This window comes from Wohlfahrtiimonas larvae (assembly GCF_002006755.1).
GTDB lineage: Bacteria > Pseudomonadota > Gammaproteobacteria > Cardiobacteriales > Wohlfahrtiimonadaceae > Wohlfahrtiimonas > Wohlfahrtiimonas larvae.
Genome location: NZ_MVDO01000076.1, coordinates 1 through 16,712 on the forward strand (window position 1 = coordinate 1; position 16,712 = coordinate 16,712).

Genomic DNA, 16,712 nt, shown 5'->3' on the forward strand with positions numbered 1-16,712 from the left:
GAAATAGTGGTGATGCCAACATGGGAACCTTTTGAATTTGAAACCAATTCAGAACCTGAAATAGCAACTGAACAAGTATCCCCCACATTCAATCTATTAGAGGAAGATTCAGCAGCAATATTACCAACGCCTGAACAAGATCCCATCAAAAAAGCTGCAACAGAGATGATAATGCCAACTGAAGCACCTAAACAAAACATCATCATGCCTGCGGCACGTATGCCCGAACCTATGAGTGAAGGTAAAAAAGCAGAATTGCTAAAGCACTTCCCTATGGCTGGTCAATTACCTCCCTTAAATTTACTAGGTGACCCTCCGCCTTCGATTAATCAATATGATGAAGCCGAACTATATGATATGGCTCAATTAATTGAGGAACAATTAAAGAATTTCTCTATTAAAGTTAAAGTTGCCAATATTGAACCTGGCCCTGTTGTAACGCGTTTTGAGCTTGACCTAGCGCCCGGTGTTAAAGTTGCACAAATTAATAATCTTGAAAAAGATATCGCCCGTGGTTTATCTGTAACGAGTGTTCGTGTTGTCGATATCATTCCTGGAACAAGCTATGTTGGCCTAGAAATTCCTAATAGAAAACGAGAAATTGTTTATTTTAAATCAGGGCTAGAATCTAAAGAGTATCAAGAAGCCAAAGATCCTTTAACCTTAATTTTAGGTAAAAGCATTTCTGGTGAACCTGTTTTAGCAAACTTAGCCAAAATGCCTCATGTATTAGTAGCAGGGACAACAGGTTCTGGTAAATCAGTGGGCGTAAATACAATGTTACTCAGTATGCTTTTTAAAGCGCGCCCTGAAGAATTACGATTGATATTAATTGATCCAAAAATGTTGGAATTATCTGTTTATAATGATATTCCACACTTATTGATTCCTGTTATCACAGATATGAAAGAATCTGCCAATGCTTTACGTTGGTGTGTTGCAGAGATGGAACGCCGTTATATGTTAATGAGCCAATTAAAAGTTCGCAATATTGCTGGTTTTAATCAAAAAGTACAAGAAGCAATCGATGCAGGACAACCCATCATTGATCCGTTATGGCGTAGAAGCGAACATGTTTCTGATACAGAAAACCCTCCCCTATTAGAAAAACTACCATTCATTGTTGTTGTCATCGATGAATTTGCCGATATGATGATGTTGGTTGGTAAAAAATGTGAAGAACTCATTGCTCGTTTGGCACAAAAAGCGCGCGCATCAGGTATTCACTTAATTCTAGCAACACAGCGCCCTTCTGTTGATGTGATCACAGGTTTAATTAAAGCAAATATTCCTACAAGAATTGCATTCCAAGTTTCTAGCAAAATAGATTCTCGTACGATCATTGACCAACAAGGCGCAGAAACATTATTGGGGCATGGCGATATGCTCTATGCTCCTTCTGGTGTGAATGTCCCCATTCGAGTACATGGTTCATTTGTAGATGATCATGAAGTCAATAAAGTTGCTGAATTCTTGAAATTAACTGGGGAACCTGATTATATAGAGGATATCTTACAAGAACCTACAGAGGCAATTCCTGGTTTATCCCCAGAAGCATCAGGTGTACCTGCATCACCATCAGATGAACAAGACCCGCTATTTGATGAAGCAGTCAAAATTGTTGTGGAATCTAGAAGAGCAAGCATCTCCTATATTCAAAGAAAATTACGTGTAGGTTATCAACGTGCGGCACGTTTAATGGAAGAAATGGAAGAATTACGCATCGTCACACCACCACAATCAAATGGTAATAGAGAAGTATTATTAGCTGCTGATAATGATGATTATTAACAATTTAAATTGGAGAGAGACAATGTTTCATGAATTATTAATTAATGCCCCATCCATGGTAAAAGCTGTACCTATTTATCTATATCATCAACTCTCAGATTTTACTTTCTCTCCTTTTGAACAAAATTGGATTCATCAATCTCTAGAAGATGAGCCAGAGTTATTAATCATCCCTGATGAAACTGGCGCTATTAATAAAATATTAGTAAAGCTTGATTCTGCAGAAGAAATGTTTTCTTTAGGTAATTTTTATACAAAAGCACCGCAAGGCGTATATTATATTGCCAATGAAGATTTAACTTTAGATGCCCAATATCAACTATTATTAGGTTTTGCATTAGGCGCTTATCAATACAATGAATTTAAACAGTCTAAACAACCTAATGTACAAATCCTATTCCCTAAAGAATTAGACCGTAAAAAGCTTGTGAATGAAATCGAAGCACATTACATAACACGAACACTAATCAACCGCCCCCCTAATCATTTAACTCCTGAGTCTTTGGCGCAATATGCACACAGTTTATTATCATCTCAAAAATGTACAATAAAAATTATTCAAGGTGAAGAACTATTAGAACAAAACTTCCCATTAATTTATCATGTTGGCCATGGTAGTGAATTTGCGCCTTGTTTAGTAGAAGTTAAATATGGTGCAGATAACCATCCTAAATTAACTTTAATTGGCAAAGGCGTAACTTTCGATAGTGGCGGTTTAGATTTAAAACCTGCAAATGGCATGCGCCTAATGAAAAAAGATATGGGTGGCTCTGCTCATGCCTTAGCATTAGCCAACTGGATCATTAAAGAAGAATGGCCTGTACAATTGCGTTTGCTATTACCTATTGTTGAAAATTCCGTATCAAGCACAGCAATGCGTCCTGGTGACATTATTAAAGCACGTAATGGTTCAACAGTAGAAATTGATAATACAGATGCTGAAGGTCGTTTAGTACTTGCTGATGCAATCAGCTATGCCTGTGAACAAAAACCTGATGCTATTGTCAATTTTGCAACATTAACAGGGGCTGCGCGCGTTGCATTAGGCACAGAGTTACCTGCATTATTTTCAAATAATGATCAATTAGCATTGAGTTTAGTCAATTTAAGTCAACAAAAGACAGATGGCTTATGGCGTCTGCCCTTACATCAAGCTTACAATGATTGGATTGAAACTAAATTTGCAGACATTTTAAATTCATCAACCCAACCTTATGGGGGTGCAATTACTGCTGCTCTTTTCTTAACACATTTTTTAAGTGATAATGTGCCATTCGCACATATCGATGTTATGGCATGGAATATCCGTAACCGCAAAGGCCGCCCTGTAGGTGGTGAAGCAATGGGATTACGTGCTGCTTACTACGGTTTAGCTCAACATTTTGAGATTGATCTATGAAAAAACTATTACAAAAAATCATAATCACATGCTTACTGCCGATGGTCGGTAGCATTAGTGGTTTCGCTTATGCCAATACTGGTTTTTCTGCTTTAGTTGTGGAACCTAATACAGGTAAGGTTATTTATGAGCATGATGCAACGCTACGCCGTTACCCTGCATCGCTCACTAAAATGATGACGTTGTATATTTTGTTTGAAGATTTATCGAAAGGCAAAATCAAGATGAATCAGCGTATCAAAATCTCCCAAAAAGCTTCGCAAGCCGAGTGCTCTTGTTTGAAATACAAATCAGGCAAACGCATACCTGCGGGTGCTACAATCACTGTAGAAACAGCCGTTAAAGCCTTAATTGTACAATCTGCAAATAATGTTGCTATTGCTGTTGCTGAGCATATTTCTGGTTCTGAGGCGGGTTTTGCTAAACGTATGAACCAAACTGCTAAACGTTTAGGCATGAAAAATACAAACTTCGTCAATGCACATGGTTTGCCAAATGATGCTCAATACACCACAGCACAAGATATGGTAACGTTGGGCGTCGCCCTATATAATCATCATCCTAAGCATTACCCCTTATTTAAAATGACTAGTTTTTGGTATGACGGCTATGAAATTAAAGGCCATAATCGTGTCAATCAAATGCTTGTCGGTGCTGATGGTATCAAAACAGGATACATTAGGAAATCTGGCTCAAACCTAGTCACAAGTGCTCAACGCGGTAATACCCGTCTCTTTGCAGTTGTTATTGGTGGAAAAAATACAGAATCACGCGACAATATTATGGTTAAAATTATGGAAGATTCATTCGATGCCCTTAAACGTAATCGGCGCAACCCATCCATCTCGCCAATCATCACAGAAGATATGTTAGTGGGATATGATCCCAAAAAAGTGCCAAAACCTAAACAAATCAGAGCATCTAATCACAAGAATGCAATCCAAATTGTAAATAACGATAAAACACCTGAAATTCCAACCATTAAACTGATTTCAACCAGCAATACTACTTATCGATCCAACCCACAATCACCTGCTTCTATTCAAGTAGGCGCATATAAAAATCGTAAATCAGCACAAGATAGAGCTCGTATTGCACACAGAAAATTGAAGCAAGGAAAGATAGATATTGTCTTAATAGATAATTTATATCGTGCTCGTCTATCTGGATTTGACTACGAAAATGCTACATTAGCATGCAACCAATTAAAACAAAGTGGCAATGACTGTTTAGTCATAGGAAAATAATGAAAACAACACCTTTAATTGTCTTAAATAAACCATTTGGTGTTATTTCACAGTTTTCTGAACATGAAAAGCATATGACCTTGAAATCATATGTGTCATTAAAGGATTACTACCCTGCTGGCAGATTGGATACTGATAGTGAAGGCTTACTTTTATTGACAAATGATGGGAAATTACAAGCTAAAATTGCCTCTCCAAAGTTTAAAGTGGCTAAAACTTATTGGGCTCAAGTAGAAGGCTCAGTGACAGAAGAAGCTATTGCTCGTTTAAAAAAAGGGATAAAGTTAAAAGAATTCACTACGTTACCAGCCTTGGCAGAAATCATTCCTGAGCCAAAAAACTTGTGGGAACGCGTACCACCCATTCGAGAAAGAAAAAACATTCCCACTACATGGATTAGCATCACTATCACTGAAGGAAAAAATCGACAAGTCCGTAAAATGTGTGCTGCCATAGGTTTTCCGTGTTTACGACTCGTTCGAGTCCAAATTGGAAAGTTAAATTTATTTACCAAAAAAATAGAGCAAGGAAGTTGGTGTTTTATTTCACAAACAGATTTATTTTAAAATTTCGTGCTATCATTTAAAACAATTCATCTGCTCAGCAGATTAATTTTGTAAATATTTCAGTTAAGTAGAAATTATTACAATCACATTATTTCAAAATAGGTGAAGAAATATGAGCGATTTAAAAACTATTCAAGATATCGATCCAATTGAAACCCAAGATTGGATTGCCTCCATTGAAAGCGTTATCAAAACTGAAGGAAAAGAGCGAGCACGCTTCCTTTTAGAACAAATCATTGAACGCACACATCGTGATGGCATCGAAGTCCCATTCTCTGGCACAACTGAGTACATCAATACTATCCCTGTTCATGAACAACCAGCTTATCCCGGGAATTCCGATATCGAACATAGAATCCGCGCATATAACCGCTGGAATGCTATGGCAATGATCGTAAAAAGCAACTTAGCTGATTCATCATTAGGCGGACATATTGCAAGTTACGCATCTTTAGCAACTATGTGGGAAGTTGGTTTTAACCATTTCTGGCATGGTCCGGAAGGCGATGATCACGGCGGTGATCTCATTTTCTTCCAAGGACACTCAAGCCCTGGTATCTATGCTCGTGCCTTCTTGGAAGGCCGCATCACGGAAGAACAGATGTTAAACTTCCGTCGTGAAGTTGATGGTAAAGGTATTCCATCATATCCACATCCATGGTTACAAAGTGATTTTTGGCAATTCCCTACAGTATCTATGGGATTAGGCCCAATGCAAGCCATTTATCAAGCGCGTTTCTTAAAATATTTACACGCACGTGGTTTAGCTGATACATCAAAACGTAAAGTTTGGTGTTTCTGTGGTGATGGCGAAATGGATGAACCAGAATCATTGGGCGCAATTTCATTGGCTGGCCGTGAAAAATTAGACAACTTAATCTTCATCGTTAACTGTAACTTACAACGCTTAGATGGTCCTGTTCGCGGTAACGGCAAAATTATTCAAGAATTAGAATCTAACTTCCGTGGTAACCATTGGAATGTGATTAAACTCATTTGGGGTAACGGCTGGGATGCATTGTTGGCTCAAGATGAAAAAGGCATCTTACGCAAACGTATGATGGAAGCAATTGATGGTGATTATCAAACATACAAATCCAAAAATGGTGCCTATGTTCGTGAACACTTCTTTAATACTCCAGAACTTCGTCAAATGGTAGCTCATTTATCAGATAATGATATTTGGCGTTTAAACCGAGGAGGCCATGATGAAAATAAAATCTATGCCGCTTATGATGCTGCAGTTAAACATGAAGGCCAGCCTTCTGTATTGTTAGTGAAAACAATCAAAGGTTACGGTATGGGCCAAGAAGGCGAAGCTCAAAATACATCTCACCAACAGAAGAAAATTAGCACAGAAACATTACGCCAATTCCGTGATCGTTTTGAAGTACCTGTGACTGATGAAGAAATTGAAGAATTGAAATTCATTCGCCCTGCTGAAGATTCTCCAGAGATGAAATATCTCCGTGAACGTCGTGAAGCATTACATGGTTATTTACCAAAACGTCGTCAAAAAACAGATAACCCTTTACCTGCACCACAATTAGATGCTTTCAAAGCACAATTGACAGCAACACAAGAAGGTCGTGAAATCTCTACGACTATGGCATTCGTTCGTATGTTGAATACCATTTTAAAAGATAAAGCCATTGGTAAACATGTTGTACCAATTGTTGTGGATGAATCTCGTACATTCGGCATGGAAGGCTTATTTAGACAATTGGGTATTTGGTCTCAGGCAGGTCAAAACTACATTCCACAAGATGCTGACCAATTGATGTACTATAAAGAAGCTAAAGATGGTCAAGTATTACAAGAAGGTATTAACGAAGCTGGCGCTGTAAGCTCATGGATCGCTGCATCTACATCGTACTCAGTGAGTAATGTTCCGATGATTCCATTCTTCGTATGCTATTCAATGTTCCAATTGCAACGTTGTTTGGACTTAGTTTGGGCTGCAGGCGATCAACGTGCACGTGGTTTCTTAATGGGTGGTACTTCTGGCCGTACAACATTGAACGGTGAAGGTTTACAACACGAAGATGGCCATAGCCATATCTTGGCACAATTAATTCCGAACTGTGTCTCTTACGATCCTACATTCCAATTTGAATTAGCTGTGATCATGCAAGATGGCTTGAAACGCATGATGCAAGATCAAGAAGATGTGTTCTATTATTTAACAATCATGAATGAGAACTATCCTCATCCTGAAATGCCACAAGGTTCTGAAGCTGATATCTTAAAAGGTATGTACTTATTGAAAAAAGGTGAAAACCCAGATTCAACAAAACGTGTGCGATTATTAGGTTCAGGTACAATTTTCCGCGAAGTGATCGCAGCTGCTGACTTATTAAAAGCAGATTGGGGAGTGGATGCAGATCTTTATGGCTGCCCAAGCTTCAACATCCTTGCTCGTGATGTGCAAGATGTAGAACGCTATAACATGCTTCATCCAACAGATAAACCTCGTGTTTCTCATGTTGCTGAATTATTGAATGATTCTACTGCACCAGTTATTGCCGCATCCGACTATATTCGTTTATTTGGTGAACAAATTCGTTCAGCAATTCAAGCACCTTATAAAGTATTGGGAACGGATGGCTTTGGTCGCTCTGATACTCGTGGCAAATTACGTGAATTCTTTGAAGTCAATCGCTACTACGTAACAGTTGCTGCACTGAAAGAGTTGGCGGATCAAGGTGCTATTGATGCAAGTATTGTTGTAGAAGCAATCAACAAATATGGCATCGATGCTCACAAAAAAAACCCAATCTCTCTTTAATATTGAACGAACAAAAAGGATAAAAGATTATGGCAATGATAGATATGAAACTGCCTGATATCGGAAACTTTGATGAAGTAGATGTTATCGAAATTCCTGTTGCTGTTGGCGATACAATTGCACAAGATGATACATTACTAACTTTAGAATCTGATAAAGCATCAATGGATGTACCTTCTGAGACTGCTGGTGTAATCAAAGAAATCTTAGTTAAAGTTGGGGATAAAGTTAAAGAAGGAGATTTGATCTTCCGTATTGAAGCAACAGATTCAGAAACTGCACCAACAGCGCCTAAAGCGGAAGAAATACCTAAAACTGAAACAAAACCAGCAGCACCGCAAGTGGAAGCACCAAAACCTGCACCTGCTGTGGCACCAGTACAAGCTACTGCACCAACGGCTACTCAAGTTGATCTTGATTTTTCAGGCGTACATGCTTCCCCATCAGTTCGTGCATTTGCACGTGAATTGGGCGCAGACTTGAATCAAGTAAAAGGTTCTGGCCCTAAATTACGTATTATGCGTGAAGACGTCGTGGCACATGTAAAATCCATCATGTCAGGTACTGGCAGCGTAGGCTCTGTAGCAACAACTAATGGTGGAGGGTTAAGCTTATTACCATGGCCAAAAGTTGATTTTGCTAAATTTGGTGAAATTACTCGTGAGCCAATGTCACGCATCAAGAAAATTTCTGGTGCGAATTTAGCTCGCAACTGGGCCATGATTCCTCATGTCACTCAATTTGATGAAAGCGATGTGACAGAGTTAGAAGCATTCCGTAAACAACTTAATAAAGAAAATGAAAAATCGGGTAAAAAAGTCACTATGCTCGCTTTCTTAGTTAAAGCGTGCGTTCATGCACTGAAAAAATTCCCCGAATTCAATAGTTCTTTGGATGGTGATGATTTAATTCTAAAGAACTATTTCCACATTGGTTTTGCAGCCGATACCCCTAATGGGTTAGTGGTACCAGTCATTCGTGATTGTGATCAAAAAAGTGTCTTAGAAATAGCAACAGAAATGGGTGAATTAGCCAAATTAGCACGTGATGGCAAGTTAAAACCGGATCAAATGCAAGGCGGCTGTTTTACAATTTCTTCATTAGGTGGCATTGGTGGCACAGCATTTACACCAATCATTAATGCACCTGAAGTTGCGATTCTAGGTGTTTCACGTACCGATATTAAACCTGTTTGGAATGGTAAAGAGTTTGAACCTCGTTTGATGTTGCCACTATCTTTATCTTATGATCACCGTGTGATTGATGGTGCTGCGGGTGCACGTTTTATCGTTCATCTAAACCAATGCTTAACAGATATGCGTCGCATTTTAGTATAAGGAACAATCATGGCTATTGAATTAAAAATTCCTAATATTGGCAACTTTGATGCTGTTGATGTCATTGAAGTGCTTGTAAATGTTGGCGATGTTGTATCGATTGATCAAACTATCTTAACCTTAGAATCAGATAAAGCATCTATGGATGTACCTTCTGATATTGCAGGTAAAATTACTGAAATTTTGGTAAAAGTAGGCGATCAAGTGAAAGAAGGTGATGTGATCGCAATGATCGAAGCTAGCGCTGCTATATCTGAAGATAAAGTTGAAGCATCCGCACCTGCACCAAAAACAGAACCTACACCTGTTGCTGCATCAGCTTCACAAATCATCGATATAAAAATCCCTAACATTGGTAACTTTGACAGTGTAGATGTGATTGATGTTGCATTTGCTGTAGGTGATACCATTACTAAGGATCAAAACCTATTAACTTTAGAGTCAGACAAAGCTTCAATGGATGTTCCCGCTGAAGTAGATGGCGTAATTACTGAAGTTTTAGTGAAAGTTGGTGATCAAGTGAAAGAAGGCTCAACAATTGCTCGTGCAACAGTTGGTGGATCAGTTGCTGCACCTAAGGCAGAAGCTAAATCAACTGAAGCACCAAAAGCATCTGAGCCTGAAATTCAAGTCGCAGCAGCAACACCCGCACCATCCAATGTTGATTGCGATGTTGTAGTAATTGGTGCTGGCCCTGGTGGTTATTCAGCTGCATTCCGCGCAGCTGATCTTGGCTTAAAAGTTGCATTGATTGAGAAGTATTCAACATTAGGTGGCGTTTGCTTAAACGTTGGATGTATTCCATCCAAAGCACTATTACATGTTGTAAAAGCCAAAGAAGAAGCTGAAGTTCATTTGAAGAATGCAGGTATTTATTTTGATGCCCCACGTATTGAATTAGATGAAATTCGTAACTATAAATCATCTGTTGTGAGCAAATTAACAGGTGGCTTAGCTGGCATGGCTAAAATGCGTAAAGTTGAAGTGATCCAAGGAATTGCATCATTCAAAGATGATCATCACTTAGATATTCAACAAGCTGATGGAACAACTCGTGTATTGTCATTTGATAAAGCCATCATTGCAGCAGGTTCACATGCAATTAAATTGCCATTCATGCCAGAAGATCCTCGCATTATTGATTCAACAGGTGCATTGGAATTACGTGAAATTCCTAAGCGTATGTTAGTGATCGGTGGCGGTATCATCGGCCTAGAAATGGCAACTGTTTACTCTAACTTGGGTTCAAATGTTGAAATCGTTGAATTTACTGAAGGTTTCATTCCTGGTGCTGACCGTGATTTAACGAAAGTCTTTGAAAAATACAACAAAGATCGCTTCAGCAAATTAATGTTCAAAACTAAAGTTGTGGGTGCTGAAGCATTACCAGAAGGCATCAAAGTCAGCTTTGAAGGCGAAAATGCACCAAGTGAAGCACAAGTTTATGACTATGTGTTAGTGGCAATTGGTCGTGCGCCTAATGGTTTGAAATTAAATGCACAAAATGCAGGGGTCAACGTAACAGATCGTGGCTTTATCAATGTTGATAAACAAATGCGTACCAATGTTGGTAACATCTTTGCAATTGGCGACATTGTAGGCCAACCAATGCTTGCACATAAAGCTGTTCATGAAGCACATGTTGCTGCCGAAGTATGTGCAGGCCATAAACGCTTCTTTGACATCAAACAAATTCCATCTGTTGCTTATACTGACCCTGAAATTTCATGGGCTGGTTTAACAGAAACTGAAGCCAAAGCTAAAGGCATTCCTTATGAAAAATCAGTATTCCCATGGAGTGCAAGCGGTAAAGCATTGGCAAGTTCTCGTGAAGAAGGCTTAACTAAGTTAATCTTCGATCCTGAAACTAAAACTATTTTAGGTGGTGCAGTTGTAGGTATCAATGCTGGCGATTTGATTGGTGAAATTGCATTTGCAGTGGAAATGTGTGCAGATGTCTTAGACATTGCTCACACAATTCACCCTCACCCTACTTTGATTGAATCCGTAGGAATGGCGGCTGAAGTTGCTGAAGGTTCTTGTACTGACCTTCCGCCTGCGAAGAAAAAATAATCCTTATCCATCATCTTAGAAAGCGGCTTTAAAAAATTTTAAAGCCGCTTTTTTATTGCCTTACTTTAAATCAATAGCTATTAATTATTCAATATGTTTTTAGACTAAATTATAAAAATATGCTATAAATTTTACATAAATAAGAAATAACTAATTTAATAATAACTATATTCATAATTTACTTAAGGGATGCGATAATATTAACAAATGAGGATATTTTAAGGATGTTTGAAAAGATTACCATATCCATTACTACTCTATTAATAGTAATGTTTATTACTTTATATTATTATCAAAGCGGTACGGAGCCTCCCCAAGAGTGTATCGACTTGCATCAGGATTATATCAAGCTCTCAAAGCTTGTAGATTCTGACAAATATCACGTATCTGCACGTAAGATTTTTTCTAAGGAAAAAATTCTCTATATCCATAGTATAGAAAAACATTACCACAGATTATTAAAAGAACGATTCAGGCGCAGTGGTTATGATGATTTTAAAGTAATTTGTATCAATGCGAAAAAAACAATGAATTTACCCGCCATAATACAAGCATTAAAAGAACAAACGCCTACAAATCCTTTAGATAAAAAATTAGAACATGCAAGCCGACAATATGACTTTACGATTTAGGCTTACAGACATATACATAGGCTGGTGGAAAATTCTTAATAACTAATTTTCTTTCCCACTCAAAATATCGTGATAATACTTTCTCCATACGTTGAGTATATTGAAATAAAATAAATGTACCTTGTGTTTGCTTCAATATTTGTAGTGTTGCTTTGATAATTTTCATTGAAATTCTCAAAGGTAAAGACAAAAATGGCAGACATGAAAATATGATTCTATATGGTTGGTCTAGAATTTCAGCAGAGATTTTTCTCACAACCAATCGAGAATCTTTAATATCATCTAATTCATGAAAAAAATCAGGATTAATCTCATATGCAGATAATCTTGCATCCATAGGCATTGCTCTTAAAATATGATGAGTTAGCACCCCATCACCAGCACCTAGCTCTGCAACCAATAAAGATCGTTCATTCCAATTCACAGATTTAACCATTGCATTACATAATGCTGGAGAGGATGGCATCAAAGTCCCAAAACTGCGTGGTGACTGAATAAAACTATTAATATACTTTAAGTGTTTCTTTAAATGAATATGCGCCATTGTCCGCACTATCCTATCTGAAATGAAGAATGATAATTATATCAATAAAAATGGTTATACAATCAAAAATCAAAATTATATATATAATCAGACAATGTGAATAAATCAAAGTATAATGGTGATTTTATTTACTTTTTTAGTCACATATGAACTTTTCTTTTTCAAATAATGCCAAACCTTTATTTTCCTATAAACCTTATTGGGCAAAACGCTTTGGTACAGCACCCTTCCTTCCTATGAGCCGAGACGAAATGAATATACTCGGCTGGGATAGCTGCGATATTATTCTTATCACAGGAGATGCCTATGTTGACCATCCTAGCTTTGCTATGGCAATATTGGGGCGCTTATTAGAAGAACAAGGTTTTCGTGTTGGCATCATCTCTCAACCAGATTGGAAAAATACAGATGACTTCATGAAATTGGGCAAACCCAATTTATATTTCGGCATTTCTGCAGGCAATATGGATTCCATGGTCAACCATTACACATCTGACCGCAAGATTCGCCACAATGATGCTTATACACCAGGTGATGTGCCAGGTAAACGCCCTGATCGTGCGCTGTTAGTCTATTCACAGCGTGCAAAGGAAGCTTATAAAGATGTACCGATCATCGTGGGTGGTATTGAAGCATCACTCCGTCGTATTGCTCATTATGATTATTGGTCAGAAAAAATTCGTCGCTCTGCTCTACTCGATTCTCGTGCTGATATGTTATTATTCGGCAATGGCGAACGTAGCTTAGTAGAAATTTCTCACCGTTTAGCTAAAGGCGAGAAAATTAGTAATATGCTAGATATTCGAGGTTCTGCCTTGAATTTACCTCATCAGCGTAATCACTTTGGCTTAACAGAATTAGACTCCACAACATTAGATGAAGTGGGAAAAATTGAGCCTCTCATTAATCCCTATACAAATCAAGTGATCGGTTCAGAAAATGAACACACACCTAATTTTCCTACAGATCAAAACTTTAATGCTGCACTAGATGCTCCTACTTTAACTCAAGTAGGTACAGATTTAACAGATAAAGATCGTAATCAGAAACGCGAAGAAAAACAACAGGCTCGTAGAACAAACTACATTCGTCTACCTAGCTTTGATCAAGTTAAAAATGATAGAATTTACTACGCACATACTAGTCGCTTATTACATTTAGAAACCAATCCATATAATGCTCGCCCATTGGTACAACAGCATGGTGATCGCGATATTTGGATCAATCCACCACCATTACCCTTAGAAACTAAAGAGATGGATGGCGTTTATGATTTACCATATTCTCGCGCGCCACACCCTGCATATAAAGGCGCAAAAATCGCCGCATGGGAAATGATTAAATTTTCCGTCAACATTATGCGTGGTTGTTTTGGTGGTTGCTCTTTCTGCTCCATTACTGAGCATGAGGGCCGAATTATTCAAAATCGCTCTCAAGATTCAATTTTACGTGAAATTGAAGAGATCCGTGATCGAACAGAAGGCTTTACAGGTATTATTTCAGATTTAGGCGGCCCAACGGCTAACATGTATCGTTTAGCATGTAAAGATCCTAACATTGAGCACAATTGTCGCCGCTTCTCTTGCGTATCCCCAGATATCTGTAAAAATCTAAACACGAATCATAAACCTTTAATCGAACTTTATCGCCAAGCTCGCAATGTGAAAGGTGTGAAAAAAATATTGATTGCATCAGGTCTACGTTATGATCTCGCGATTCGCGACGAAGAATATGTAAAAGAATTAGTAACACATCATGTTGGTGGTTATTTGAAAATTGCACCGGAGCATACCGAAGAAGGTCCTTTATCTAAAATGATGAAGCCAAGTATTACTAATTACGATAAATTTAAAGTTTTATTTGAAAAATTCAGCAAAGAAGCAGGCAAAAAACAATACTTAATTCCTTACTTTATTGCAGCACATCCTGGTACTTCAGATGAAGATATGATGAATTTAGCATTATGGTTAAAACGCAATGGATTCCGTGCTGATCAAGTACAAGCATTCATTCCAACGCCTATGTCGTTAGCAGGTGCAATGTATCATTCAGAAAAAAATCCATTAAAACCTGTGAAAACAGATTCAGAGGTTGTATTAACCCCCAAAGGCTTAAAACATCGCCGCTTACATAAAGCATTCCTACGCTACCATGATCCTGAAAACTGGCCATTATTGCGTGAAGCATTAAAACAAATGGGACGTGCTGATTTAATTGGCAATAGCAAAAACCATTTAATTCCATTATATCAGCCAAAAGGCACCGGTTTAGCAGGTGGTGAAGGCAAACGTTTAGGCAAAAAGCATCACAAACAATCGTTCACAACAAAAGGAGTTTATACTCGCCCTAAATCAGCAAGCACATCCACATTCGGCAGCCATTCCTCTAGCAAACCTCAAAGATTGGCAAAACAAAAACCATAATTTTAAAATGTAGCGAATAAAAATCCCCATTTATGCAAATAACATAGATGGGGATTTTACTATTCCGTATTATCAGAATAATTATATAGGTACTACACGAGCTGTACCACTTGATGTTGTTGTAATACGAACACGCTGACCATTATAGAAAGATGTACCTTTTGCTTCCTGGACATAAGCACGAGTTGCTTTAGAATCATCTAATCTAACAGTTACTTCAACGCCATCATTTCTAGTTGTACCTTCTTCAATAGCAGAGCCAGCTAATGCTCCAACAGCTGCACCTGCAATTGTCGCAAGCACACGACCACTACCACCACCAATAGAGTTAGCGGCAACACCGCCAACAGCACCGCCCGTAATAGCACCAACACCTGATTTAGTCCCTTCAATCTTAACCAATCTAGTGCCAATCACCGTACCTGTTTGCACAAATTGTGCCTGTCTAGCTTCAGATCGTGAATAACTATCACCAGATAATGATGACACACAACCAGATAATAGCAATGTCATAGCTGACGCTATTATGATCATTGAACGATTTTTTTTCATATCATACCTTTCATCAAAAATTAATTTGCCAATGTAAGTATATTACATTGAAATAGATTTGAGCAATATGATTATCCCAACCATCCCATACCAATGCCTAAACGAAAAGCAACACTTGCCATTAATAAACATAAAACAGTTCTTATAAACCATAATAAAATCAACTGCCAAATTTTAATACGAACTGTCGTTGCTAAAATACATGGGATACTGCCTGAAAAAAACAATACACTACCGACTGTTGTCACCGCAGTAATAAAACGAATAGATAAATCAGCATCTTTTAATAAAATAGAAGGCAAAAACATTTCCGCTAAGCCAGAAGCTAATGCACCACTATATTGACTTGCATCCTCGAAACCCGTCATCCATAGGAATGGTTTTAAAACCACACCAAACCAATCAAAAATCGGAGTATATTTAGATAATACTAAACCAATAAACCCTATTGCCAATATTGATGGCGCTACCACTGAGGACATGGCTAAACCATCTTTTAAATTTGCCCAAATCAACTTTAAAACACTAGGATTACGTTCATATTGCTCTATACCCAGTAATGCAGCATGTCTAAATTTATCTTTTTTAGGTGGCTCTGGCAAAGGGTCTTTAGCTGTATTATCAAATAAACTAATGGGTGGTAAATAGACAGTAATAGAAGTCACAGCAAATGTTACAAAAAATGTACTCCAGAAATAAAAATTCCAATAGCCCATTAATCCTAATGTTTTAGCAACAATGATCATAAAAGTTGCAGAAACTGTCGAGAACCCTGTTGCAACAATCACAGCTTCACGATGAGAATATTTACCTTGTTTATAAACACGATCTGTGATCAATAACCCAATTGAATAACTCCCTACAAAGGATGCAACGGCATCAATTGCAGAAGCACCGGGTGTTCTAAATAAGGGGCGCATGAGTTTTTCCATAAAGACCGACACAAATTCTAACAGGCCAAAGCCAATTAAAAACGTTAGAGCAATAGCGCCTACAGGAATTAATAATCCAACTGATAATGCTAATTTTTCAAATAAAAATGGCAACATATCTGGCTTCATTGCCCATTCTGGAGCATAACCTGTTAAATATAAAATCCCTAAAATCAAACCAATCATTTTAAATACAGAAAAAATTTTTTCACTAATTGAATATTGGTATTTACCCGTTACATAAGGCGAAAACGCACCATAAGCCATAATAAGTAGTATTAATGTAATTGCTATTGGCCTTAAATCAACGATAATAAAACTTGCGATATGATCAATTAAAATAGTTTCTTTACCGCCAATATCAACAGACAAGAAAAACATAATGATACCGATAAGACTTAAGAAAAATATTTTAACTAATGTAAAAA

Annotated in this window: 12 protein-coding genes; 9 read left to right on the top strand and 3 right to left on the bottom strand. The window is 37.7% G+C overall.

Translation table 11 applies throughout. The features are described from left to right. The 8 genes from BZK14_RS04700 to BZK14_RS04735 all read left to right on the top strand — a co-directional run. On the top strand, positions 1-1,791 hold a 1,791-nt coding region (locus tag BZK14_RS04700; protein ID WP_281249071.1), incomplete at its 5' end, for a DNA translocase FtsK. Between the two features lie 22 nt (positions 1,792-1,813). Further along, a complete protein-coding gene (locus BZK14_RS04705) occupies positions 1,814-3,190 on the top strand; it encodes a M17 family metallopeptidase (RefSeq protein ID WP_077925412.1) in 1,377 nt (458 codons plus the stop codon). Beyond that, positions 3,187-4,437, top strand: a complete 1,251-nt coding sequence (locus tag BZK14_RS04710) for a D-alanyl-D-alanine carboxypeptidase (protein ID WP_077925413.1) — start codon at positions 3,187-3,189, stop codon at positions 4,435-4,437. The genes BZK14_RS04705 and BZK14_RS04710 overlap by 4 nt, the downstream gene beginning before the upstream one ends. Next, positions 4,437-5,003 carry a pseudouridine synthase gene (locus BZK14_RS04715; protein ID WP_077925414.1) on the top strand — a complete coding sequence of 189 codons (567 nt, stop codon included), beginning with the start codon at positions 4,437-4,439 and terminating at the stop codon, positions 5,001-5,003. Before BZK14_RS04710 ends, BZK14_RS04715 begins: the two co-directional genes overlap by 1 nt. A 112-nt stretch (positions 5,004-5,115) precedes the next feature. Continuing rightward, positions 5,116-7,791, top strand: a complete 2,676-nt coding sequence (gene aceE / locus BZK14_RS04720) for a pyruvate dehydrogenase (acetyl-transferring), homodimeric type (protein ID WP_077925415.1) — start codon at positions 5,116-5,118, stop codon at positions 7,789-7,791. Between the two features lie 29 nt (positions 7,792-7,820). Further along, a complete protein-coding gene (gene aceF, locus BZK14_RS04725) occupies positions 7,821-9,128 on the top strand; it encodes a dihydrolipoyllysine-residue acetyltransferase (protein WP_077925416.1) in 1,308 nt (435 codons plus the stop codon). Between the two features lie 9 nt (positions 9,129-9,137). Further along, on the top strand, positions 9,138-11,201 hold the full coding sequence (gene lpdA / locus BZK14_RS04730; protein WP_077925417.1) for a dihydrolipoyl dehydrogenase: 2,064 nt from the start codon (positions 9,138-9,140) through the stop codon (positions 11,199-11,201). A gap of 224 nt (positions 11,202-11,425) precedes the next feature. Next, on the top strand, positions 11,426-11,833 hold the full coding sequence (locus BZK14_RS04735) for a hypothetical protein (RefSeq protein ID WP_077925418.1): 408 nt from the start codon (positions 11,426-11,428) through the stop codon (positions 11,831-11,833). Here the strand turns inward: BZK14_RS04735 and BZK14_RS04740 are convergent. Continuing rightward, positions 11,823-12,377: a class I SAM-dependent methyltransferase gene (locus tag BZK14_RS04740; RefSeq protein ID WP_077925419.1), complete on the bottom strand. Its 555-nt coding sequence runs from the start codon at positions 12,375-12,377 to the stop codon at positions 11,823-11,825. The genes BZK14_RS04735 and BZK14_RS04740 overlap by 11 nt on opposite strands. A 146-nt stretch (positions 12,378-12,523) precedes the next feature. Between BZK14_RS04740 and BZK14_RS04745 the strand changes: the two genes are divergently transcribed. Then, positions 12,524-14,800 carry a YgiQ family radical SAM protein gene (locus tag BZK14_RS04745; protein ID WP_077925420.1) on the top strand — a complete coding sequence of 759 codons (2,277 nt, stop codon included), beginning with the start codon at positions 12,524-12,526 and terminating at the stop codon, positions 14,798-14,800. 81 nt (positions 14,801-14,881) lie between these two features. Here BZK14_RS04745 and BZK14_RS04750 read toward each other — a convergent pair whose 3' ends face one another. Next, complete coding sequence (locus BZK14_RS04750) at positions 14,882-15,352, bottom strand: outer membrane lipoprotein (RefSeq protein WP_077925421.1); 471 nt, start codon at positions 15,350-15,352, stop codon at positions 14,882-14,884. A 71-nt stretch (positions 15,353-15,423) separates the two neighbouring features. Then, positions 15,424-16,695, bottom strand: coding sequence for a YjiH family protein (locus BZK14_RS04755; protein ID WP_245831161.1), 1,272 nt, complete (start codon positions 16,693-16,695; stop codon positions 15,424-15,426). Between the last annotated feature and the right edge of the window lie 17 nt (positions 16,696-16,712).